Annotated in this window: 32 protein-coding genes; 28 read left to right on the forward strand and 4 right to left on the reverse strand. The window is 38.6% G+C overall.

Annotation, left to right across the window (positions count from 1 at the left end; all coding sequences use genetic code 11):
- Nucleotides 1-31: 31 nt before the first annotated feature.
- The 26 genes from rplX (at nt 32) to ACW0TQ_RS21155 (ending at nt 15,719) form a co-directional block, all read left to right on the forward strand.
- Nucleotides 32-343: a 50S ribosomal protein L24 gene (gene rplX, locus ACW0TQ_RS21030; RefSeq protein WP_042530803.1), complete on the forward strand. Its 312-nt coding sequence runs from the start codon at nt 32-34 to the stop codon at nt 341-343.
- 27 nt (nt 344-370) lie between these two features.
- Nucleotides 371-910: a 50S ribosomal protein L5 gene (rplE, locus tag ACW0TQ_RS21035; protein WP_042530805.1), complete on the forward strand. Its 540-nt coding sequence runs from the start codon at nt 371-373 to the stop codon at nt 908-910.
- Between the two features lie 28 nt (nt 911-938).
- The gene (locus ACW0TQ_RS21040) at nt 939-1,124 is read left to right on the forward strand and encodes a type Z 30S ribosomal protein S14 (RefSeq protein WP_010652082.1); all 186 of its coding nucleotides are present in this window, start codon (nt 939-941) and stop codon (nt 1,122-1,124) included.
- Between the two features lie 29 nt (nt 1,125-1,153).
- Nucleotides 1,154-1,552 carry a 30S ribosomal protein S8 gene (gene rpsH, locus ACW0TQ_RS21045; protein ID WP_042530808.1) on the forward strand — a complete coding sequence of 133 codons (399 nt, stop codon included), beginning with the start codon at nt 1,154-1,156 and terminating at the stop codon, nt 1,550-1,552.
- A 31-nt stretch (nt 1,553-1,583) separates the two neighbouring features.
- Complete coding sequence (gene rplF, locus ACW0TQ_RS21050; RefSeq protein WP_193064174.1) at nt 1,584-2,120, forward strand: 50S ribosomal protein L6; 537 nt, start codon at nt 1,584-1,586, stop codon at nt 2,118-2,120.
- Nucleotides 2,121-2,150: 30 nt separating this feature from the next.
- Nucleotides 2,151-2,510, forward strand: a complete 360-nt coding sequence (rplR, locus tag ACW0TQ_RS21055; protein WP_042530812.1) for a 50S ribosomal protein L18 — start codon at nt 2,151-2,153, stop codon at nt 2,508-2,510.
- A 28-nt stretch (nt 2,511-2,538) separates the two neighbouring features.
- Nucleotides 2,539-3,039, forward strand: a complete 501-nt coding sequence (gene rpsE / locus ACW0TQ_RS21060; RefSeq protein WP_139089182.1) for a 30S ribosomal protein S5 — start codon at nt 2,539-2,541, stop codon at nt 3,037-3,039.
- Nucleotides 3,040-3,052: 13 nt separating this feature from the next.
- Nucleotides 3,053-3,235: a 50S ribosomal protein L30 gene (gene rpmD / locus ACW0TQ_RS21065; RefSeq protein ID WP_042530815.1), complete on the forward strand. Its 183-nt coding sequence runs from the start codon at nt 3,053-3,055 to the stop codon at nt 3,233-3,235.
- Nucleotides 3,236-3,264: 29 nt separating this feature from the next.
- On the forward strand, nt 3,265-3,705 hold the full coding sequence (gene rplO / locus ACW0TQ_RS21070; RefSeq protein WP_042530817.1) for a 50S ribosomal protein L15: 441 nt from the start codon (nt 3,265-3,267) through the stop codon (nt 3,703-3,705).
- A gap of 1 nt (nt 3,706) precedes the next feature.
- Entirely contained in the window at nt 3,707-5,002 is a 1,296-nt protein-coding gene (gene secY / locus ACW0TQ_RS21075) for a preprotein translocase subunit SecY (RefSeq protein ID WP_042530819.1), read from the forward strand.
- A gap of 30 nt (nt 5,003-5,032) precedes the next feature.
- A complete protein-coding gene (locus ACW0TQ_RS21080) occupies nt 5,033-5,677 on the forward strand; it encodes an adenylate kinase (protein ID WP_042530822.1) in 645 nt (214 codons plus the stop codon).
- A gap of 465 nt (nt 5,678-6,142) precedes the next feature.
- Nucleotides 6,143-6,361, forward strand: a complete 219-nt coding sequence (gene infA, locus ACW0TQ_RS21085) for a translation initiation factor IF-1 (protein WP_040985051.1) — start codon at nt 6,143-6,145, stop codon at nt 6,359-6,361.
- Between the two features lie 31 nt (nt 6,362-6,392).
- Complete coding sequence (gene rpmJ, locus ACW0TQ_RS21090) at nt 6,393-6,506, forward strand: 50S ribosomal protein L36 (RefSeq protein ID WP_010095733.1); 114 nt, start codon at nt 6,393-6,395, stop codon at nt 6,504-6,506.
- Nucleotides 6,507-6,529: 23 nt separating this feature from the next.
- The gene (rpsM, locus tag ACW0TQ_RS21095) at nt 6,530-6,895 is read left to right on the forward strand and encodes a 30S ribosomal protein S13 (protein ID WP_042530825.1); all 366 of its coding nucleotides are present in this window, start codon (nt 6,530-6,532) and stop codon (nt 6,893-6,895) included.
- Nucleotides 6,896-6,916: 21 nt separating this feature from the next.
- Nucleotides 6,917-7,306, forward strand: coding sequence for a 30S ribosomal protein S11 (gene rpsK, locus ACW0TQ_RS21100; protein ID WP_042530827.1), 390 nt, complete (start codon nt 6,917-6,919; stop codon nt 7,304-7,306).
- A gap of 204 nt (nt 7,307-7,510) precedes the next feature.
- Nucleotides 7,511-8,455 carry a DNA-directed RNA polymerase subunit alpha gene (locus tag ACW0TQ_RS21105; RefSeq protein ID WP_042530829.1) on the forward strand — a complete coding sequence of 315 codons (945 nt, stop codon included), beginning with the start codon at nt 7,511-7,513 and terminating at the stop codon, nt 8,453-8,455.
- Between the two features lie 44 nt (nt 8,456-8,499).
- Nucleotides 8,500-8,853 (forward strand): 50S ribosomal protein L17, encoded by a 354-nt coding sequence (gene rplQ / locus ACW0TQ_RS21110; RefSeq protein ID WP_042530831.1) that lies wholly within the window; start codon nt 8,500-8,502, stop codon nt 8,851-8,853.
- A 443-nt stretch (nt 8,854-9,296) separates the two neighbouring features.
- Nucleotides 9,297-10,133 carry an energy-coupling factor ABC transporter ATP-binding protein gene (locus ACW0TQ_RS21115; protein WP_332094586.1) on the forward strand — a complete coding sequence of 279 codons (837 nt, stop codon included), beginning with the start codon at nt 9,297-9,299 and terminating at the stop codon, nt 10,131-10,133.
- On the forward strand, nt 10,109-10,978 hold the full coding sequence (locus ACW0TQ_RS21120; RefSeq protein ID WP_256705470.1) for an energy-coupling factor ABC transporter ATP-binding protein: 870 nt from the start codon (nt 10,109-10,111) through the stop codon (nt 10,976-10,978). The genes ACW0TQ_RS21115 and ACW0TQ_RS21120 overlap by 25 nt, the downstream gene beginning before the upstream one ends.
- A complete protein-coding gene (locus ACW0TQ_RS21125; RefSeq protein ID WP_193064176.1) occupies nt 10,971-11,768 on the forward strand; it encodes an energy-coupling factor transporter transmembrane component T family protein in 798 nt (265 codons plus the stop codon). Before ACW0TQ_RS21120 ends, ACW0TQ_RS21125 begins: the two co-directional genes overlap by 8 nt.
- A gap of 22 nt (nt 11,769-11,790) precedes the next feature.
- The gene (truA, locus tag ACW0TQ_RS21130; RefSeq protein ID WP_341172385.1) at nt 11,791-12,564 is read left to right on the forward strand and encodes a tRNA pseudouridine(38-40) synthase TruA; all 774 of its coding nucleotides are present in this window, start codon (nt 11,791-11,793) and stop codon (nt 12,562-12,564) included.
- Between the two features lie 194 nt (nt 12,565-12,758).
- Nucleotides 12,759-13,196, forward strand: coding sequence for a 50S ribosomal protein L13 (rplM, locus tag ACW0TQ_RS21135; protein WP_042530840.1), 438 nt, complete (start codon nt 12,759-12,761; stop codon nt 13,194-13,196).
- Between the two features lie 19 nt (nt 13,197-13,215).
- Complete coding sequence (rpsI, locus tag ACW0TQ_RS21140; RefSeq protein WP_042530842.1) at nt 13,216-13,608, forward strand: 30S ribosomal protein S9; 393 nt, start codon at nt 13,216-13,218, stop codon at nt 13,606-13,608.
- Nucleotides 13,609-14,072: 464 nt separating this feature from the next.
- Nucleotides 14,073-14,423, forward strand: a complete 351-nt coding sequence (locus ACW0TQ_RS21145; RefSeq protein WP_141130782.1) for a VOC family protein — start codon at nt 14,073-14,075, stop codon at nt 14,421-14,423.
- A 207-nt stretch (nt 14,424-14,630) separates the two neighbouring features.
- Nucleotides 14,631-14,987 carry a glyoxalase superfamily protein gene (locus ACW0TQ_RS21150; protein ID WP_036578620.1) on the forward strand — a complete coding sequence of 119 codons (357 nt, stop codon included), beginning with the start codon at nt 14,631-14,633 and terminating at the stop codon, nt 14,985-14,987.
- 258 nt (nt 14,988-15,245) lie between these two features.
- On the forward strand, nt 15,246-15,719 hold the full coding sequence (locus ACW0TQ_RS21155; protein ID WP_036578618.1) for a GNAT family N-acetyltransferase: 474 nt from the start codon (nt 15,246-15,248) through the stop codon (nt 15,717-15,719).
- A gap of 161 nt (nt 15,720-15,880) precedes the next feature.
- Here the strand turns inward: ACW0TQ_RS21155 and ACW0TQ_RS21160 are convergent, their stop codons facing one another.
- Together ACW0TQ_RS21160 and ACW0TQ_RS21165 are read right to left on the reverse strand one after the other, a co-directional pair.
- Nucleotides 15,881-16,798 carry a class I SAM-dependent methyltransferase gene (locus tag ACW0TQ_RS21160; RefSeq protein WP_077706763.1) on the reverse strand — a complete coding sequence of 306 codons (918 nt, stop codon included), beginning with the start codon at nt 16,796-16,798 and terminating at the stop codon, nt 15,881-15,883.
- Nucleotides 16,799-17,164: 366 nt separating this feature from the next.
- On the reverse strand, nt 17,165-17,872 hold the full coding sequence (locus ACW0TQ_RS21165) for a tyrosine-type recombinase/integrase (RefSeq protein ID WP_455725990.1): 708 nt from the start codon (nt 17,870-17,872) through the stop codon (nt 17,165-17,167).
- Between the two features lie 234 nt (nt 17,873-18,106).
- On the opposite strand from ACW0TQ_RS21165, the gene istA (ACW0TQ_RS21170) reads away from it, so the two are divergent.
- Both istA (ACW0TQ_RS21170) and istB (ACW0TQ_RS21175) read left to right on the forward strand, forming a co-directional pair.
- Entirely contained in the window at nt 18,107-19,687 is a 1,581-nt protein-coding gene (gene istA, locus ACW0TQ_RS21170) for an IS21 family transposase (protein ID WP_455725991.1), read from the forward strand.
- The gene (gene istB / locus ACW0TQ_RS21175) at nt 19,684-20,442 is read left to right on the forward strand and encodes an IS21-like element helper ATPase IstB (RefSeq protein WP_455725992.1); all 759 of its coding nucleotides are present in this window, start codon (nt 19,684-19,686) and stop codon (nt 20,440-20,442) included. The genes istA (ACW0TQ_RS21170) and istB (ACW0TQ_RS21175) overlap by 4 nt, the downstream gene beginning before the upstream one ends.
- Here the strand turns inward: istB (ACW0TQ_RS21175) and istB (ACW0TQ_RS21180) are convergent.
- Nucleotides 20,359-21,102, reverse strand: coding sequence for an IS21-like element helper ATPase IstB (istB, locus tag ACW0TQ_RS21180; RefSeq protein WP_455725993.1), 744 nt, complete (start codon nt 21,100-21,102; stop codon nt 20,359-20,361). The two genes, istB (ACW0TQ_RS21175) and istB (ACW0TQ_RS21180), sit on opposite strands and share 84 nt — an antisense overlap.
- A gap of 6 nt (nt 21,103-21,108) precedes the next feature.
- Nucleotides 21,109-21,990 (reverse strand): IS21 family transposase, encoded by an 882-nt coding sequence (istA, locus tag ACW0TQ_RS21185; protein ID WP_455725994.1) that lies wholly within the window; start codon nt 21,988-21,990, stop codon nt 21,109-21,111.
- Between the last annotated feature and the right edge of the window lie 206 nt (nt 21,991-22,196).

A 22,196-nucleotide genomic window follows, 5' to 3' on the forward strand; every position in this document is an offset into this window, starting at 1 on the left:
GAAATTTCCTCATCAAGGAGGTGCGTAAAGCATGCATGTAAAAAAAGGTGATAAAGTCAAAGTGTTATCCGGCAAAGACCGCGGTAAAGAAGGCACTGTATTAGAAGCATTTCCGAAAAAAGAGCGCGTATTAGTAGAAGGTGTGAACATGATCCAAAAACATGCGAAGCCATCTCAAGATAATCCGCAAGGCGGAATCTTGAATATCGAAGCTCCAATTCATGTTTCTAATGTATTGCCAATCGATCCGAAGTCCGGAGAACCAACTCGTGTTGGCTATGAAATAAAAGATGGTAAAAAAATCCGTATTGCAAAAAAATCCGGTGAAGCATTAGATAAATAAGTTTTTCTGTGAAAGGAGGGCTAACACATGAACGAATTAAAACAAAAGTATAACGATGAAATCACTTCATCTTTAATGAATAAATTCAATTATGATTCCGTAATGGAAGTACCTAAAATAGAGAAAATCGTAATCAACATGGGTGTTGGTGACGCAGTACAAAACTCTAAGGCATTGGATAGTGCTGTTGAAGAATTAGCTTTAATTTCTGGTCAAAAACCATTGATTACTCGTGCTAAGAAATCCATCGCAGGTTTCCGTCTTCGTGAAGGAATGCCAATTGGTGCAAAAGTTACTTTGCGTGGAGAACGCATGTATGACTTCTTGCAAAAACTGATTGCTGTATCTCTTCCACGTGTACGTGACTTCCGCGGTATTTCTAAAAAAGCATTTGATGGTCGTGGAAACTACACTTTAGGTGTGAAAGAACAGTTGATTTTCCCAGAAATTAATTACGATAAAGTCAATAAAGTTCGTGGTATGGATATTGTTATTGTAACAACTTCTAACACTGACGAAGAAGCTCGTGAACTTTTAGCTGGGCTGGGCATGCCTTTCCAAAAGTAGTCGTGAGCTAATACAAGGAGGGAAAATTTTGGCTAAAAAATCTATGATAGCGAAACAAAAGCGCCCGCAAAAATATAAAGTACAAGAGTACACTCGTTGCGAACGCTGTGGTCGCCCGCATTCAGTAATTCGTAAATTTAAACTTTGCCGTATTTGTTTCCGTGAACTTGCCTATAAAGGTCAAATTCCTGGTGTCAAAAAAGCAAGTTGGTAATCCCCGATTCGGGAAGGAGGTAATTAGTAATGGTTATGACAGATCCAATTGCAGATATGCTTACTCGCATTCGTAATGCGAACATGGTTAAACATGAACAATTAGAGCTTCCTGCTTCTAAAATTAAAAAAGAGATCGCTGATATCCTGAAACGTGAAGGCTATGTGAAGGATTATGAGTTAGTTGAAGATAACAAACAAGGTATATTACGTATCTTCTTAAAATATAGTGCAAACGAAGATAGAGTTATCACAGGAATCAAACGTATCAGTAAACCAGGTTTACGCGTATATGCTAAAGCAAATGAAGTACCACGTGTATTGAACGGACTTGGCATTGCTATCGTATCAACTTCTAACGGAATGCTTTCTGACAAAGAAGCTCGTTCTCAGGCAGTTGGCGGAGAAGTACTAGCGTACGTTTGGTAAGAACTATAATTTATCAGAGGAGGTGCAGAGAATGTCTCGTGTCGGACTTAAGGCTATTGAAATTCCAGAAGGTGTAGAGTTGAAATTCAACGGAACTACACTGACAGTTAAAGGACCAAAGGGTGAATTAACAAGAGATTTTCATCCAGATATTAAAGTTAACGTTGAGGGTAATATCGTAACTTTGGAGCGCCCGAGTGATCATAAAGAACACCGAGCACTGCATGGTACTACTCGCAGCTTAATCAATAACATGGTAGTTGGAGTAAGTAAAGGTTTTGAAAAATCATTGGAAATCAACGGTGTTGGTTACCGTGCTCAAAAGCAGGGAAACAAAACAGTTGTTAACGCTGGTTATTCACATCCTGTTGAACTTGACCCAATTGACGGTATTGAAATCGAAGTACCTAAAAACACACAAATCGTTGTTAAAGGTATCGATAAAGAGTTAGTAGGAGCAGTTGCTGCTAATATCCGAGCAATCCGCCCGCCAGAGCCTTATAAAGGTAAAGGAATCAAATATGCGGATGAATATGTACGTCGTAAAGAAGGTAAAACTGCTAAGTAAGTTTTTTAGCCCGAGAAAGGAGTGACCCAGATGATCACAAAGCCTGACAAAAATGTTATCCGTAAAAAGCGTCACAACCGTGTACGCAGAACATTATCAGGAACTGCAGAACGTCCACGTTTGAATGTGTATCGTTCCAACAAAAACATTTATGCTCAATTGATTGATGATGTCAATGGTGTAACCCTGGCAAGTGCTTCTACAGTTGATAAAGAGCTTGAAATCAACGGAAGCAATGTCGACGCTGCGAAAGCAGTTGGGGCAGCTGTTGCAAAACGTGCAATTGACAAAGGATATAAATCTATTGTATTTGATCGTGGTGGTTATTTATATCATGGACGAATCAAAGCTTTAGCAGAGGCAGCTCGCGAGGAAGGCCTTGAATTTTAAAAGTAAAAGGAGGTAACCATCTATAATGATTACGAATATTGATCCGAGCAAATTAGATCTTGAAGAACGTGTTGTTACGGTCAACCGTGTTGCAAAGGTTGTAAAAGGTGGACGTCGTTTCCGCTTTGCAGCATTAGTAGTTGTAGGTGACAAGAACGGTCATGTAGGTTTCGGTACTGGTAAAGCACAAGAAGTACCTGAAGCTATTAAAAAAGCAGTAGATGATGCGAAGAAAAACTTAATTACTGTACCAATCGTAGGCACAACCATTCCACACCAAATCCATGGTCAGTTTGGTTCTGGTAACGTATTGATGAAGCCTGCTTCTGAAGGTACTGGAGTTATCTCCGGTGGTCCAGTACGTGCGATTTTAGAGCTTGCTGGTGTAGGTGATATCCTGACAAAATCATTAGGATCCAACACACCAATTAACGTTATCCGTGCTACATTGAACGGTTTAACTAATTTAAAAACAGCTGAGGACGTAGCGAAATTACGTGGAAAGTCTGTTGAAGAACTGTTAGGATAAGGAGGGAATCACTATGTCTAAAAAATTAGAAATAACCCTCACTCGCAGTGTTATCGGAGGCAGTGACGTTCAACGTAAAACTGTTGAAGCGTTAGGGTTAAAGAAAATTCGTCAATCGGTTGTACGTGAAGATACTCCAGCCGTTCGCGGTATGGTTAACAGAGTGTCCCACTTATTGACAGTTAAAGAAGTTTAATAAATTTATTGTGAAGAGGAGGTGCTCGCATGAAACTTCATGAATTAAAAGCAGCAGAAGGAACTCGTAAAGAAAGAAACCGTGTAGGTCGCGGAACTTCTTCAGGTAACGGAAAAACTTCTGGTCGTGGACATAAAGGTCAAAAAGCACGTTCTGGCGGCGGTGTAAGACTTGGTTTTGAAGGTGGTCAAATGCCCTTATTCCAACGTTTGCCGAAGCGCGGTTTTACAAATATCAACCGTAAAGAATATGCAATTGTGAACCTGGATACACTTAATCGCTTTGAAGAAGGAACTGAAGTTACTCCAGAGCTATTATTAGAAACTGGTGTCGTAAGCAAATTGAATGCTGGAATTAAGGTTCTTGGAAAAGGTCAATTAGAAAAGAAACTGACTGTAAAAGCTCATAAGTTCTCTGCATCTGCGAAAGAAGCAATTGAGGCAGCGGGCGGTCAATCTGAGGTGATCTAATTTGTTTCAGACACTCTCCAATTTTTTACGTGTGAAAGATATAAGAAATAAAATTATATTTACACTGCTAATGCTTATTATATTCCGTATTGGTACGTTTATTACCGTGCCCTTTACAGATCAATCAGCAATTCAATTTATGATGAGCCAGCAAAATATGTTTGGCTTCATAAATACGTTTGGCGGTGGGGCGTTAGAAAACTTCTCCATTTTTGCGATGGGGATCATGCCTTACATCACCGCATCAATTATCATGCAGTTGTTGCAAATGGATGTTGTTCCGAAGTTTGCTGAATGGAAGAAGCAAGGAGAAATGGGTCGAAAGAAAATCGCTCAGGTCACACGTTATGCGGCTGTCGGTATAGCATTTGTTCAGGCAATTGCTATGTCCATCGGTTTTAATGCCATGGCAGGGGGATTACTGATTCAGGATCCTGGCGTCATCAAATTCTTAACGATTGCTATCGTATTAACAGGCGGAACAGCTTTTCTAATGTGGTTAGGTGAACAGATTACTGCTCACGGTGTAGGTAATGGTATTTCTATCATTATCTTTGCCGGTATCGTTGCTGCTATTCCGAACGGCGCTGGCCAAATATACAATCAATATTTCTCGAACCCGGGAAGTGAATTGTTTATCAATATCGTTATTGTAACGTTAATTGTGTTAGTGGTTATTGCTGTGACGGTTGGAATTATTTTCGTAAACGAAGCATTGCGTAAAATTCCAGTGCAGTATGCGAAAAAGTTAGTTAATCGTACACCAGTAGGCGGACAGTCAACGCATCTGCCAATCAAGGTAAATGCAGCAGGGGTAATTCCAGTTATTTTTGCGATTGCCTTTATGATTGCACCTACGACCATTGCTGGATTTTTTGAAGGAAATCAAGTAGCAAATATCGTAACGTACGTTTTTGATTACACACAACCTGTAGGTATGATAATCTATGTTGCACTGATCATTGCTTTCTCCTATTTCTATACATTTGTTCAGGTCAATCCAGAACAAATGTCCGAGAACTTGCAAAGACAGGGCGGCTACATTCCTGGAATTCGTCCGGGGCACAATACAGAAGAATATTTAACAAGGGTGATTCGCAGATTGACCTTTGTTGGTGCATTATTCTTAGCAGCTGTTTCTGTGTTCCCAATTATCTTGGGCGGTCTTGCAAATCTTCCGCAGACAGTTCAAATCGGCGGCACGAGCTTGATCATTGTTGTCGGTGTTGCATTAACAACCATGAAGCAATTAGAAGGTCAGCTTGTAAAGCGACATTATAAAGGGTTTATTAAGTAAATTTCCTGCCTACAAAAGCGAGGGGAAAGAATGAATTTAATCTTAATGGGGCTACCTGGTGCTGGGAAAGGTACCCAGGCCGAGAAAATCGAAGAAAAATATAACATCCCTCACATTTCAACGGGGGATATGTTCCGACTGGCGATTAAAGAAGGTACGGATCTTGGCAAGAAAGCAAAGGAATATATGGACCAAGGAAATCTTGTTCCAGATGAAGTAACTATCGGTATAGTCAAAGAGCGCTTAGCAAAGGACGATTGTAAAGAAGGTTTCCTATTAGATGGATTCCCGCGCACAATTGCTCAAGCGGAAGCACTTGAAGAATTGACAGCTGATTTGAATAGAACCATCGACTATTGTATACATGTGGATGTACCAGAAGAAAAATTGGTAGAGCGTTTAACTGGACGGAGAATTTGTCCGACTTGCGGAACAACTTATCACGTTGTTTATAACCCTCCTAAAACAGAAGGTATTTGTGATAAAGATGGCTCCCAGTTAATTCAGCGAGATGATGATCAACCTGAAACGGTGAAAAAACGGTTAGCCGTTAACGTAGAGCAAACACAGCCATTACTTGATTTTTATCAAGAAAAAGGATATCTTTTGAAGGTGGACGGTGATCGTGATATTAACGATGTGTTCTCCGATATTGAATCCATTTTGGATAAATAAGTCACCCCTTTTAGCAGACAGAATAAGTGCAAAACTTAGGTCTGCGAGTTATAATAGGTGAGATAATGTGTAATGCTTTTATCAAACACGATAAAAAATTGGTTCATCAACCTTTTGATATAAAACAAACAATTGCCTAGGTGATGGTGAGAGCTGATATACGTTAACAAATTGATTTTCTAAAAGCAAGGGTCAATTTGTACGTATGATGCAGGATAGTGATTCAGGTCAGTACAATTGATATCTCGGTTGTGAACGGCCGGTTGTCCTACGCTGGCCAATGGAAGAAGCAAGCAGTGCGTTTATAAATCATCTTCTGATGATAGAGCGCCAGATGTACGTTCAATGTTTCCCGGAAGATAAGCGAGCAGCATATCAAGACTGGCTTGTCACAAAAGGAAACGAAAGCTTTATCCTAGATTTAGATAAGGTTGTAACTGATTTGAAGAAGGGAGATCACACACAATGGCGAAAGACGATGTTATTGAAGTAGAAGGTACAGTGACAGATACATTGCCGAATGCGATGTTTAAAGTGGAGCTTGAAAACGGCCATACCGTATTGGCGCATGTATCTGGTAAAATCCGTATGCACTTTATCCGCATTTTACCGGGCGATAAAGTTACGGTTGAGCTTTCTCCGTATGATTTAACCAAAGGACGAATTACGTACCGTTATAAATAAACGAGCTCCGATCTAAAAGGAGGTAATGATGATGAAGGTAAGAGCATCTGTAAAACCAATTTGCGAGAAATGCAAAGTCATCAAACGCAAAGGTAAAGTAATGGTAATTTGTGAAAATCCAAAACACAAACAAAAACAAGGCTAATAAATAGGAGGTGCTAGCATTCTATGGCACGTATTGCAGGTATTGATATTCCACGTGATAAAAGAGTAGTAATTTCCTTAACATATGTTTATGGTATTGGAAAAACTACTGCACAGGAAGTCCTTAAAGAAGCAGGCGTTTCTGAAGATACTCGTGTCCGTGATTTAACGGAAGACGAATTAACAAGAATCCGTCAAGCGATTGATAGCTACACTACAGAAGGGGATCTTCGTCGTGAAGTATCCTTGAACATCAAACGTTTGATCGAAATCGGTGCTTACAGAGGTATTCGTCATCGTCGCGGATTACCAGTTCGCGGACAAAAGACAAAGAATAACTCTCGTACACGTAAAGGCCCACGTAAGACAATGGCTAACAAGAAAAAGTAATGTAAGGAGGTAAGCTTACAAATGGCACGTAAAACAAATACGCGTAAACGTCGTGTGAAAAAGAATATAGAATCTGGTATTGCTCATATCCGTTCTACTTTTAACAATACAATTGTTACTATCACGGATACACAAGGTAATGCTATCGGCTGGAGCTCTGCTGGTGCTCTAGGTTTTAAAGGATCTAAAAAATCAACTCCGTTTGCTGCACAAATGGCTGCTGAAACAGCTGCGAAGTCTGCAACCGAAAACGGCATGAAAACATTAGAAGTTACTGTTAAAGGACCTGGCGCTGGTCGTGAAGCTGCAATCCGTTCTTTACAGGCTGCTGGATTAGAAGTTACTGCAATTGTTGACGTAACTCCAGTTCCTCATAATGGTTGCCGCCCGCCAAAACGTCGTCGTGTTTAATTTAACCGTATAGAATTTTATCAACTTGGTCATACTGGTTGATAAAACATACGGTTATCTACATGTGTAGATAAACAGATTCCAAAGACAGTTTGTACAAAAGATTATTAGGTAGAGCAGAAACGCCAACTGCCTATTTGAGGAATTTCGGTTAGACTTTGTTGTCTAGCCGGGGTTTCGACGTTTTAAAGGAGGGTTTGTTAAATGATCGAGATAGAAAAGCCAAAAATTGAAACGATTGAAATTAGCGATGATGCTATGTTTGGTAAATTTGTAGTTGAACCGCTAGAACGTGGATATGGTGCCACACTTGGAAACTCCTTGCGTCGTATCTTACTATCCTCACTACCAGGTGCTGCTGTAACAACTGTTCATATCGATGGAGCACTGCATGAATTTTCAACGATTGATGGGGTTGTGGAGGACGTTACTACTATCATTCTTAATTTGAAAAAGCTTGCACTAAAAATCTACTCTGATGAACCGAAGACATTAGAAATTGATGTTCAGGGAGAAGGAGCAGTAACTGCTGCAGACTTGACATATGATAGTGATGTGGAAGTGATGAACCCAGATCTTCATATTGCGACATTAAACAGTAAAGCTAACCTTCATATGAAGTTAACTGCTGAAAGAGGCCGCGGATATCGCCCGGCAGATGAAAACAATTTTGATGATCAGCCAATTGGTGTCATTCCAATTGATTCCATTTTTACACCAGTATCACGTGTTACGTATCAAGTAGAGAACACACGTGTAGGTCAAATCGCTAATTATGATAAACTGACATTGGATGTTTCGACTGACGGTAGTATTCGCCCAGAAGAAGCAGTTTCTCTAGGTGCAAAAATCATTACGGAGCATTTGAATATTTTTGTCGGCTTGACAGATGAAGCACAGAACGTAGAAATTATGGTTGAAAAAGAAGAAGATCAAAAAGAAAAAGTAATGGAAATGACCATTGAAGAGCTTGATCTTTCTGTTCGTTCTTACAACTGTTTGAAACGTGCTGGCATCAACACTGTACAAGAGCTTGCAAATAAATCTGAAGAAGATATGATGAAGGTTCGTAATTTAGGACGTAAATCATTAGAAGAAGTAAAAGTAAAATTAGAGGATCTAGGATTAGGTCTTCGAGATGATGACTGATATAACAGTCACCTGACTAGTTTCAAAAAAGGGAGGGATAGTCCGTGGCTAGAAAATTAGGACGTTCAACAGATAGTCGTATGGCTCTTCTTCGCAACCTTGCAGCTGATGTAATCATTCATGAACGCATTGAAACAACAGAAGCAAAAGCGAAAGAGTTAAGATCGATTGTAGATAAAATGATTACTCTTGGTAAGCGTGGGGATTTACATGCACGCCGTCAAGCTGCAGCATTTTTATACAACAAAGAAGCGGATGAAGAAAATAATGTAATTCAAAAACTATTTGATGATGTTGCTGCGCGCTATGAAGATAGACAAGGTGGATATACACGCGTTCTTAAACTTGGTGAACGCCAAGGCGATGGCGCTAAAATGGCAATCATTGAGTTGGTTTAATTTACTACAAACGGCAAGGGGCAGGACTCAATCTCTCTCAGAGGTTATCCAAGCCCTTTTTTTGTATTGGAAAATGATTATTTACTAATCTTTGATATATATTGTTTCGATTAAGATATCCATTGTTTTTGGTTTATAGGGAAGAGAAGAACGAAATTTTTTACTAATACCCAGCGGAGGAAATACACGGAGACTCCTGTGGGAATGCGCAGTGTGAAGACCCCGCAGAAAAAAGCGAACTTCTTTTTTTGAGGAGGCTGAGGACAAGCCCACGGAAAGCGTAGTGTATTTCCGGAGCGTTGGCTAGAGATGCCCTTAAACTTTATTAACTTTTGTTTAATGTTTAAGTAAATACTTTCGTTCATCAACCACTATGAGTAAAATAATAACCATAATAGAAAAAACAAATTACATAATAAACAATAGGAGAAGGGGGTGTCTGGATGGACAGAAAAAAGCTAGTAGAGTTTAAGAATGTTTCCTTTCAATATGAGGAAGAGCTTGTGTTAAATCAGGTTTCCTTTGAGATTTATGAAGGCGAATGGGTTGCGATTATTGGACACAATGGCTCTGGAAAATCAACCATCGCCAAGCTGCTTAATGGATTATTAATGCCAAAAGATGGGGAAATCGTTGTCGATGGTCAAAAAGTAGATGATGATACCGTCTGGGATATACGTAAAGACGTAGGGATGGTCTTTCAAAATCCAGATAATCAATTTGTTGGGGCAACCGTTCAAGATGATGTGGCATTTGGAATGGAAAACAGAGGAATCCCCAGAGAAGAGATGAGAGAGAGAATCCAGCGCACCTTATCTGCCGTTCGTATGCAGGATTATTTAATCACTGAACCCCACCGGCTGTCTGGCGGGCAAAAACAGCGAGTGGCGATTGCCAGCGTCTTAGCGATTGCTCCAAAAGTATTGATTTTAGATGAGGCAACAGCAATGCTCGATCCGACTGGCAGAAAAGAAATTATGCATACCGTAAATGATATCCAGGAATCAGAAGGACTTTCTCTGATTACCATCACACATGACTTGCAGGAAATTGTTCAAGCAGATCGTGTGATTGTGATGAATAAGGGAGAAATTTGGGAAGAAACCACACCAAGAGAGTTATTCCTGCAGCGGGAAAGCTTGCGTGAAATTGGCTTGGACGTGCCCTTTGTTGCACAATTAACTGATGAGCTGATGAAGCAGGGCGTCGAATTAAAAGAAGCAGCATTAAACCACGAAGAGTTGTTGGAGGAATTATGGAAATTCAATTCAAAGATGTAAGTTATATTTATCAAGAGAATAGCCCCTTTGCCCACAAAGCCCTTGAAGACATTTCTTTCACGGTGGAAGCTGGTTCGTTTGTTGCTGTGATTGGTCATACAGGCTCTGGGAAATCAACACTCATCCAGCATTTAAATGGTTTAAGCCTGCCGAGCAGGGGAGAGATAACGATTGGTGATTTCCTGCTGAGTTCAGAAGGAAAGCCTAAGAATATCCGTGATTTAAGAAGAAAAGTTGGTGTGGTGTTTCAATATCCGGAGCATCAGCTATTTGAAGAAACCGTTGCGAAGGATATTGCTTTTGGTCCGAAAAATTTTGATGTGGAGCAGGAGGAAATTGACCGCAGAATAGAGCGGCTTCTCCCTGCCGTCGGACTGCCAGCAGAAATATTAGAGCGTTCTCCGTTTGATTTAAGCGGCGGACAGAAGCGGCGTGTAGCTATTGCAGGCGTATTGGCGATGGCTCCAGAAGTGCTTGTATTGGACGAGCCGACTGCCGGTCTGGATCCGCGCGGACAGCGTGAAATCATGGATATGTTTTATCAGCTGCACCAGGAGCGTCAACTGACGACGGTATTGGTAACGCATAGCATGGAGGATGCGCTCGCTTATGCGGATAAAGTGATTATTCTAAATGGCGGTAAAAAATATATGGAAGGTCTGCCGCTGGAAGTATTTAAACAAACAGACAAGCTGCAGGAGGTCCAATTGGACACGCCGGAGGTTATTCATTTTCTGAATCAGTATAATGAACGATTCGGTACTTCTTTAAACTATCAGCACCAAACCTTGCAGGAGTTAGCAAATGAGATAAAGGGGCAGCTGGAGGTGGAATCGGATGAATAATGCATTAATCATTGGTCAATATGTTCCTGGAAACTCCTTTATCCACCGGTTAGACCCAAGAACCAAAATCACAGTTGTCTTTTTCTTTGTGATTGTTGTCTTTTTTGCAAACAATGTACCGACGTACAGCTTATTAACTGCTTTCTCCTTGCTTTGTGTACTGAATTCCAAAGTACCGTTACAGTTTATATTAAAAGGATTGCTGCCCGTCTGGTTTTTAATTATTTTTACATTTATTCTGCATCTGATTATCACAAATGAAGGAAATGTCGTAGTCGATTGGGGATTTTTTAAGATATACAGCGGCGGGATTATCCAAGGTTTTGCGATTTCCTTACGCTTTTTCCTGCTTATCCTGACGACTTCTTTATTAACGTTGACAACCACACCGATTGAAATAACGGATGCCATGGAGGAAATGCTTCACCCATTGAAAAAAATTAAGTTCCCTGTTCATGAGCTGGCGTTGATGATGTCTATTTCTCTGCGGTTTATTCCGACATTGATGCAGGAAACAGATAAAATATCCCGAGCGCAGGCGGCACGCGGTGTTGATTTTCGTACAGGCCCGGTGAAGGATCGGATTATGGCAGTTATTCCATTACTGGTTCCTTTGTTTGTGAGTGCGTTTAAACGTGCCGAGGACCTGGCAATGGCGATGGAAGCGCGCGGTTATCAAGGCGGGGAAGGGAGAAGCAAGCTCCGTGAATTGCACGTAGGTACAAAGGATATTCTTGTATTGATTGCTTTTGTACTAATGTTGGCAGCCTTGTTTGTGTTAAGACAGTAAGGAAAGGAAAGGGACTGTGTAAATGGAACGGATAAAATGCACGATTACTTATGACGGTTCAGGCTTTGCGGGTTTTCAGGTACAGCCTGATCACCGTACCGTTCAGGGCTCACTGGAAAAAGCCTTAGCTAAAATCCATAAAGGGGAAACGATACGTATCCAGGCATCGGGGCGAACGGATACAGGTGTCCATGCAGTTGGACAGGTTATTCATTTTGATACCCCTTTAACGATACCTGAGCGAAACTGGAAACAAGCTGTCAACACCCTTTTGCCGGATGATGTCCGGGTATTATACGTAGAGAAAGTGGATGCTGCCTTTCATGCCCGCTACAGTGTAAAGCAGAAAGAATATCATTATATCGTCTTGAACCGGGAAGATCCCGATGTATTCCGCCGCAATTATGTATTGCACTTTCCTAAATGTCTTGATATAGAAGCCATACAAGCTGCCTGTAAGCATTTAGAGGGGACACATGACTTTACCACCTTTTCTTCCGCAAAGTCGTCTGTGAAAGGCTCTAAAATACGTACATTGTTCCATGCATCCTGCAGGAAGAAAGAAGACGATATTGAATTTGTTTTCCGTGGAAGCGGCTTTTTGTACAATATGGTGCGGATAATGGTCAGTGCACTTTTAGACGTGGGAATTGGCAAGCGGCGTCCAGAGGAAATACCAGCCCTCTTAGCTGCGAAAGAGAGAGGTCAGCTGGGGAAAACAATTTCTCCAAATGGACTGTATCTATGGGAAGTAAGCTATCATGAGCAGGAAAAAGAGAAGCATTCCGGAGATTGAAAGAATAGACACAAAAAAGAGAAGAATTTTTTCAATTACTTTCATACGAGGCTTGACTTTTGGTTGGGAAAAGTATAAGATGATATATGGCATTTTATTTCTAAACCATGATTAGCCCCGGAATCTAATTATGTTAAGAATAAAAATATGATTACGAAGAATAAAGAATGAACGATATATGGAGGGAAAAAATCATGCGCACAACTTTCATGGCAAATGAAGCGAACATCGAACGCAAATGGTTGGTTGTGGATGCGGAAGGACAACGTTTAGGACGTTTAGCAAGCGAAGTAGCTGCTATCTTACGTGGTAAACATAAACCTACGTACACACCACATGCAGACACTGGTGATTATGTAATTATCATCAATGCAGACAAAATTGAACTATCTGGAAACAAAATGAATGACAAAATGTACTACAATCATTCCCATCATCCAGGTGGATTAAGAGCACGTAACGCATACGAAATGCGTACAAAATACCCTGAAGAAATGCTTGAAGTTGCAATCAAAGGAATGCTTCCAAAAGGACCTTTAGGACGTAAAATGAAGAAGAAATTGCACGTATACAGAGGCGCTGAGCATAGCCATCAAGCTCAAAAACCAGAAGTTTACGAACTTCGCGGATAATTAAAGGGAGGTAAATGAATTGGCACAAGTACAATACTATGGCACAGGTCGCCGTAAAAAGTCAACTGCCCGCGTACGTCTAGTACCAGGTACAGGAAACGTTACAATCAATGGTCGCGATGCTAGAGACTATTTTCCATATGAAACACAACTTTTAATCTTGAACCAGCCGCTTGCTACTACAGAAACTCAAGGAACATATGATGTTCTTGTAAATGTACATGGCGGAGGATTTACTGGTCAAGCAGGTGCAATCCGTCACGGAATCGCACGTGCTTTACTGCAAGCAGATCCAGAATACCGTGCTTCATTAAAAACAGAAGGATTTCTTACACGTGATCCTAGAGCGAAAGAGCGTAAGAAATACGGTCTTAAAAAAGCCCGTCGTGCTCCTCAGTTCTCAAAACGTTAATAAATCAAGACTTGCAAATCCCTCAACCTCCTATGGTTGGGGGATTTTACTGTATATGTGGACGTTTAAATTGGTAGAAAAATTCACACGTAGCATACACGTAACATACGAGTAGCAGACAAATAATTTAGAGAAAAAGAAACTGTGGTTTTGAAATTAGGTTTGATACAATTACATTGATAAGATGGATTGGGATAGTGCAACAATACCAGCTAATAGTTGTCAATACTTAAGTCTAAAAAAGTTCCGAAAAACGTGTTACACTAAAATTAAGCATACCAAATAACCTTCATGCAACAACAAGAAGGTGTTTGAATATTAGGAAAACTATTGTTTAGAACTGATCAACAAACGGGCCATTTTGTTGTATAAGCAGAAGCTTCTGAGGTTGTCGAAGTAGTATTATATCTGATTTTATTTTTGTACAAAAGAGCAGCAGTTTACTTTAATGGGGGGTAATGTCAATGGAGAAGAATACCGGTGTAACATTTCAAGTGAGAATTACTGATTATGAAAAGGGGATAAAGTGGTATGAAAAGCTTTTTAACAGGAAACCTGACTTCATACCACACGGGGACTTTGCAGAGTGGGAGATTGTTCCTAACACGTGGCTTCAGGTTGCTAAAGGTGAACCAACAAATGGGAATGGTCCATTGAGGTTAGGTGTAGAAGACATTGAAAATGAAAGAAGAAGGCTTGTGGAAGTTTTAAACATAGAGATAGAAAGTGTTAACACCAGAGAAGGTGTCCCAGCTGCTTGGTGTTCTTTTGAAGACCCATACGGAAATAGGATTGGCTTGTATCAAGAAATTTAATGTAAAGTAATACATAGTTTAGACTTTATTCCAGACTAGGGCGCGTTTCTCTAAGAAATACGTCTGTTTTCATTTAAGGGACAGATTGTCAAAGTTTACTGGCTAAAAGATATTTAGAGGTTAATTTTTTTAAAAAAGACTAAATAGGCAGGATCATCTAACCTGCTTGTTGAAAATTAGAAATAACTTATCATGGAGGATGTCAATATGCAAAAAGTGGTTCCTGCATTCCGCATTACTGATTATAAAAAGAGTAAGGCGTTTTACGTAGAAGGAATGGGATTTCAAATTGATTGGGAGCATCGGTTTGAACCTGATTTTCCTGTTTTTGTTCAGATCACTAAGGATGAAATGACTATTTATTTAACTGAACATACTGGAGACTGCGAAACGGGTGGGTTAATTCACTTATTTGTTCCCAATGTTGATAAATGGTACTACGAATTAAAGAGTAAAAAAGATATCCGTATTACGGAACCTCCAAATGAGGATCTTGAAGGACTTCGTATGATGACAGTCGTAGATCCTGATGGAAATCAATTACGCATATGTACTCGTTTATAAACAATCTTTTAATACTAATTTAAAGGGTTTGATCTCCAGCAATAGGGCTCATTCGCGGAATAAGCCTTGCGCATATTGTTGATTCATCGGGCGCTATTCCCTAATAAGGAGAAGCACCCATCTTGCATATTAGGGCCATTTTGTTGAACAAGGAAATGAATTGGTACTAAGCATATCAAGGTGGTTTTACACGATAAAATATATTGCTTAGGGAACGTACGTTTGCTAGAATAAAGTAAACGACAGAGGGTGAGTTTAATGAGCAATTTAGTGCTTCGGAATGTGGATGAGGATGACCTTCCTATTTTTTTTAAGCATCAACGGGACAGTGAGGCAAACCAAATGGCCGCCTTTACAAGTAAGGACCCTAATGATTGGAATAGCTTCGCTGAACACTGGAACAAAATACTTACGAATAAGAATATTATTAAGCAAACTATCATTGTTGAGAACACCGTAGTTGGCCATATTGTACACTTCGAGCAGTCCGGAAAACCAGAAGTAACCTATTGGATTGGAAAGGAATACTGGGGTAAGGGAATCGCAACCAACGCTTTACAAGAATTTCTAAAACAGGTTTCAATTCGTCCACTTTATGCTCGCGCTGCAAAAGACAATACTGGATCCATAAAGGTTTTAAAAAGATGTGGGTTCATGATTTCGGGTGAAGATAGCGGGTATGCAAACGCGCGTGGTAAGGATGTTGAAGAGTTTATTCTCACCCTTAACTAAAGAAATTCAAACTATAGTGTTTATTGTGTTTATTCCTTTATAGGGCGCAGTTGTTGAATAAGCATTGCGCCGTTAAAGGGCCAGATTGTGTAATAATTAATAATAAGCCTACCCCTCAATCAAATAGAGGATTAAGGGGTAAGCTGATATTAAACAAATAATTATTTTTTTACAGCATGGATGTAATGAATCGTTTCAAAGGCTTTTAAATAATCCGAACGATCGCTAAAGAATTTATTATTTATAACATCGGGTGATAAATGTTCGTAAATAAGTAATCCTGCATCTTCTAACAATATTTCTATTTCGTCATAAGTAAAACATGATTTCATTGGTTCGCCACTAGCGGATGCCATTTGCACCATATTCTGAACTCGGTTAGACAATCCTTTTTCTTCAAATAGTTTATCATCTGCATAATCAAAAACGATGGAACTTCCCAATGGAATCTCTGCAAATAATTCTTTAATTAAATTTGAAATTTCTTCTTTTGTTAAGTAATAGGAAACACCTAAGAGACTATAAAAGGTTTTTTTGTTTGGTTGAAAACCCTCATCAATAAGGTTTTGTAGGATAATATCTTTGGTGAAATCCATTGGAACAAAGTGAAAATTATAAGGAATTTGATAATTAGATTTGGCTAGCCTATTCCTTTTAAAATCTTGTGTAGACGGATAATCAACTTCAAATATTTCCAACTTAGGGTCTAATTCTGGGTTCCGAAAACAAAATGTATCCAATCCAGCTCCTAGAATGACATATTGTTCAGCTCCTAGTACTATCTCATGGAATAATACTTTTTCACAATAGGCAGCACGTGCTAATGGAGTTGGTGAGAGTTGAACTTGTGTAATCCATTTTAATATTTCATCGGGTTGATCTTGAAATTTTATAGCAATTTCATGATTAAAAAATTGAATTCCTTGAATCATGTTTTTACGAATATCTTCAAATTCCTTTTGGGTAATTAAATCTTTTGCAATATAATCATCAAAAATCTTTGGTGTGTCATATTTACTATGGTATGCTCGACCAAAAGCTGAAATTAAGGAAGTTAAACTGGATTCATTTTTCTCCATACATTGATTCCCCCATATAATAAAAATAAGATTCCCCTGGCCAGGAGAATCTTATTATATACGAAAATATAATAACTGTAAATTATAGCATAATTAAATTATTTTGTCAATAATATTGACTTGTATTTAAATGTTATCTCATGAAAAAATCAAAAAATACAATACAACAATCGGGCGCGTTTGTTTAACACCAAAAGGAGGAAAATGGTCAAACCTATTTATAAAAAATGTATATCATTTCACAAAGAGAGAATCCATTTTGAACAATCCTTTTTTCAAAATGGATTCGTCTTGATTAGGGTATTATCCAGGCTTGTCATGCCTTTCTGATCAAACTTTGTTTCAAAGCTACAAAAAGCAGCTTTCTTATAGCCTGTCAATTGCCATAAGAAGCTGCTTGATATCTTTATGCGTATAAACTTTATCAGTGATATCTTTAGCAGCGTGACCCATGATCCGTTTGATTGATAGTTTATTTGCATCAGCATTATCCATAAGGGTTGCGAAGGTATGTCTGCAATCGTGTGGTCTATGATTTAATTCTAGTTGCTGCATAATCTTTTTAAACTTCTCGTGATAATAAACATAATAACTCAACTTACTACCCTCAAAGTTTGTAATCAGATATTCATTATTAGGATCCATACGATTTTCAATTAATTTATGGATTTTTTTATGAATTGGTATGACCCTATTCGTCCCAGCTTCCGTTTTGAAGCCACCCCGAAAATACCTTTCATCTAATTGAATACTTTTATTTTTTACTTCCACAAGTTCCCCAGGGCGCAAACCAGTGTAAATCATAATTAAAACAGAATCAATGTCATCGAAGCGGTCGATGTTTTCCCAAAGAATATTAATCTCATCCAAAGTAAATGGTTTTCTGGAATTCTTTGTATCATTTTTTGGAAGCTCGACAAATCTAGCATAATCTTTATGTGTTAAATCGTTTTCTAAAGCATGTTTATACATTTGATTAAATAATACTTTTATTTTTTTCTTTGTACCCCATGATTTATCACAGTTATCAATTACAGATTGCAGGTGAGCTTTCCTGACTTCATTAAATTTCATATCGTGTAAAGGTTCTGATCTTCTAAAAGCCATTTCATAGCCAAGTGTAACTGCTAAACTAAAGTAGACCATTATTGCTTGATAAGAATGAACACTTTTCTTGGGGGATAGGCATGTAACAGGCTGTTGCCCCGTAGGGGCGGCAGCCTGTTACATGCTCGCCGTTCCGTCAGGTACCAACTAATTATTGCAATCTTTCATTTACTGTATAATACATGTTTGTACGATACAGAAATGGGAGGAGTAAGAAAGGTGGAAACATGGAAAGTGTATATGGAAATCTATCAACTAAAACAAGAAGGATTTAAAATACGGAGAATAGCTAGAAAACTAGGTATATCAAGAACAACAGTATATAAATACCTTGAAAAGTCCCCTCAGGAAATGGCGGAGTGGGTAGCTTCCACACAGACAAGAAAGAAGAAATTAGATGCCTACGAATTACTTATTCATACTTGGCTAACAGAACATCCAGATCTTTCTAGTGCTCAAGTTCATGATTGGTTAAAAGAAAGGTTTCCAACTCTATGTGTTGGAGAAAGTACCGTTCGTAGTTATGTCAAAGCACTCCGGGAAAAATATCATATTCCAAAGACAGAGATGAAGCGTGTCTATCAAGCTATTCCAGATCCACCAATGGGGCAGCAAGCCCAAGTAGATTTTGGTCAGACGATACAGAAAACATCCCAGGGAAAGGAAAAGAAATTATATTTTATTAGTTTCGTGCTTTCGCACTCTCGTTATAAATACGTTGCGTGGCTCTCCCGTCCTTTTACAACAAAAGATATGATTCAAGCTCACGAAGATGCTTTTCAGTATTATGGAGGAATTCCATATGAGTTAGCTTATGATCAAGATTCCCTTATCGTAGTAAGTGAAAATGAAGGTGATCTCATCCTTACCAGTGAATTTCAAGCATACAGGGAAGAAAGAAAATTAAAGCTCTTTGTATGTAGAAAAGCTGATCCAGAAAGTAAAGGGAAGATTGAAAATGTCGTAGGATTTGTGAAGAAGAATTTTGCGAAGAACCGCGTATTTCACCATATAGATAAATGGAATGAATCCTGTTTAGCATGGCTGATTCGAACGGGAAACGGAAAAGTGCATAATACAACAAAAAAAAGACCAGTCGAAGTGTTTGCCCTAGAAAAACAACACTTAAGACCAGTCAACAAAAAAATTTCAATTTCAAATATCGATAATAGTATAACAAGAAATGTTCGTAAGGACAATACTATTATCTATCAATCGAATCGGTATTCGGTACCACTTGGTACATATAAAAAAGATAAAGAAGTTTTTATTGAAATAAGCGATCAAAACGAATTAATAATACGTGAAGAATCGAATGGAGCAATCATTGCCAAACACACATTAAGTATAGAGAAAGGGAAATTGATTCAAGATTCTCAACATACCAGAGACCGTTCTAAAGGAATAGCTGCCTATATAGAAACGGTATCGACGTACTTTGATGATAAGGAAATGGCTTCTGATTTCCTTCAGGAAATTCACCAAAGATATCCTCGTTATATACGAGATCAATTATCTCTTATTTTAAAGGTATCTAAAACAGTAACAAGAGAACGAAGGAACCAAGCTTTAGAAGAATGTGTCGCACGCAAAATATATAGTGCAACAGAGTTTAGAGATGTCGTAGAGTTTATCCAAAGACAAACGGATTCTCATCAAAGGCCTCCGCAAATAGAAGCTATCAAAACATTGCATGGTATGGATGATACGCTGCTTCAAATCAAGCCAAAAACAAGAGAATTGGATTCTTATATAGAGTTATTGAAAGGAGCAACGGTATGAGTCATTCAATAGAAGAAATACAACAACAGTTTCGATCGTTGAGACTCACAGAGACGGCAAATTATTTGCCATCTCTGATTCAACAAGCAGAGTCAGAAGATTGGACATATCAAGTACTTTTGAAACAATTGACTGGATATGAATTAAAACGTAGGGATGAAAAATTAATCGAAAAACGATTAAAATGGGCTGCATTCCCTTCCTATAAGACGTTGGAGGACTTTCATTTAGATGAGCAGCAATCACTCAGCAAAAGACAAGTAAATCAATTAAAGGAGTTTACCTGGCTAGATCAACTCTATAATTTAATCGTTTTAGGACCGCCAGGTGTAGGTAAAACACATTTAGCTACAGGGCTGGGCATAGAAGCCATACAAAAAGGATATAAAGTCTCTTTTATTTCCATGGGGCAACTGATTCAAACATTAAAAACAGAAGAAGTTACTAGAAAGTCACAAACGAGAATGAAACGAATTCGTTCCTCTCATTTAGTGATTATTGATGATTTAATGTTTATGGAAATGGATACACGTGAAGCGAATTTATTTTTCCATCTTATTAATGACCTTTATGATAAGGCTTCAATTATATTAACTTCTAATAAAGGACCAAATGAATGGGGAGAATTACTAGGTGATCCAGGGATTACAACGGCTATCCTAGATAGAATTTTACATCGAGCTGAAGTTATTCATTTTCATGATGATGATAGTTATCGAATGAATTATTTCTGCTCGATGCAGAATTCGATCTAAAATTGCCGTAGTAATTGCTGGATCTCCCAATAATTCTCCCCACTCTTTTGGCCCTTTGTTGGAGGTTAAAATAATACAGGCATTGTTATATAAATCGTTAATTAAATGAAAGAATAGGTTGGCTTCATTTTGATTCATTGCCATAAACATTAAGTCATCAATGATTACTAAATCTGCACTTCTAATTCGTTTCATTCTCGTTTGAGATTTGCGAGTGATTTCTTCGGTTTTCAATGTATGAACTAACTCACCCATAGAGGAGAAAATCACCTTATAGCCATGATTAATAGCTTTTATTCCTAGGCCGATGGCCAGATGTGTTTTACCGACACCCGGCGGGCCTAGAAAGATTAGATTATATAATTGCTCAATCCACATTAACTCTTTTAGTTGATTATATTGCTTCTTACTTAGTGATTCCTGTTCTTTTAAATTAAACTGATCTAATGTTTTATGATAAGGAAATGTTGCCCATTTCAAACGTTTCTCTATTTGTTTTTCCTCCCGTCTCTTCTGCTCATAACTAATGACATTCATCAGGAAGGATGCATATGTATCATCGTTTGCCTGTGCCATTTCTAATAGAGCTGGAAGGTGATTAGCTGTTTCTCCAAGGCGAACTGATTTTAATGTATCTTGTAACTCTGTTAATTGACTCATTTGACATCACCCTCTAACACAGAAACATATTTTATGAATCTTGTAATTACCTGTACGTTCAAGCCATTTCCAACCGGCTTCATTCCAGGCATCAAGCCCATGATACAAACGATGTCTCGCAAAATTATACTTTATATATTTAACGACGTTTTCTATTTTCCCTTTACTCTCTGGATCGGCTTTTCTACACATCCAAATAACTAAATGACGTTCTTCTTTGTATGATTGAAACTCTCTAGTTAAAACAAGATCTCCGCCATTTTCACTGACAAGTATTAACGCATCTTGGTCGTATACTAATTCATCTGGAATTCCACCGTAATAATGAAAAGCATTTTCATGGGCTCGTACCACATCTCTTGTTGTAAAAGGTCTGTCTAACCATTCCTTGTATTTATAGCGAGAATTGGCAAGTACAAAGGCTATAAAACGTAGTTTTACTTTCTTACCATCTGGAGTTAATTGCTCAGTTTGTCCAAAATCGACTTGCATTTGCGATCCCATTGGAAGTTCTGGTAGTGACTCATAGTCCCTAGGTGATTTTTCCTTTGGAATGTCATATTCTTCGCGAAGCCCTCTAACATAAAGCCTGACAGTACTTTCAGCTACCTGTAGACTTTCATGTTTTTCTTGCAACCAATCCAATATTTGTGCCGCTGATACATCTGGATGCTCTCGCAACCATAAAAGAATAAGTTTTTTGTAAGGATCTAATTTTTTACTTCTTGTTTTCGTGTCGTATATCCACTCTGCCATGCTTGCGGGGTTCCGTTTAAGATATCGGTAAACCGTGGTTCTAGATATACCAAGCTTTTCGGAAACCTTTACTTTACTGAATCCCTGTTTTAATAATTGTTGAATTTCCATATACATTTCCCACTTATCCACCTTTTCTACCTCCACCACTGAGTAATTCTAAGTTTGACAGTATTATCATACCAGTGATGAAGCGAAATTTAATAGTCTATCATTCTGCGAGGTAGTTTTTATGAAGCTGCCCTCGGGCAGCTTCATAAAAACTACCAACCCCAGCTAATAAGTGTTCACTTTTACTTATCGGAAACTGTATACTTTAGTTTATCAGTCACAAGGGG

It is taken from the genome of Oceanobacillus sp. M60 (assembly GCF_053839645.1).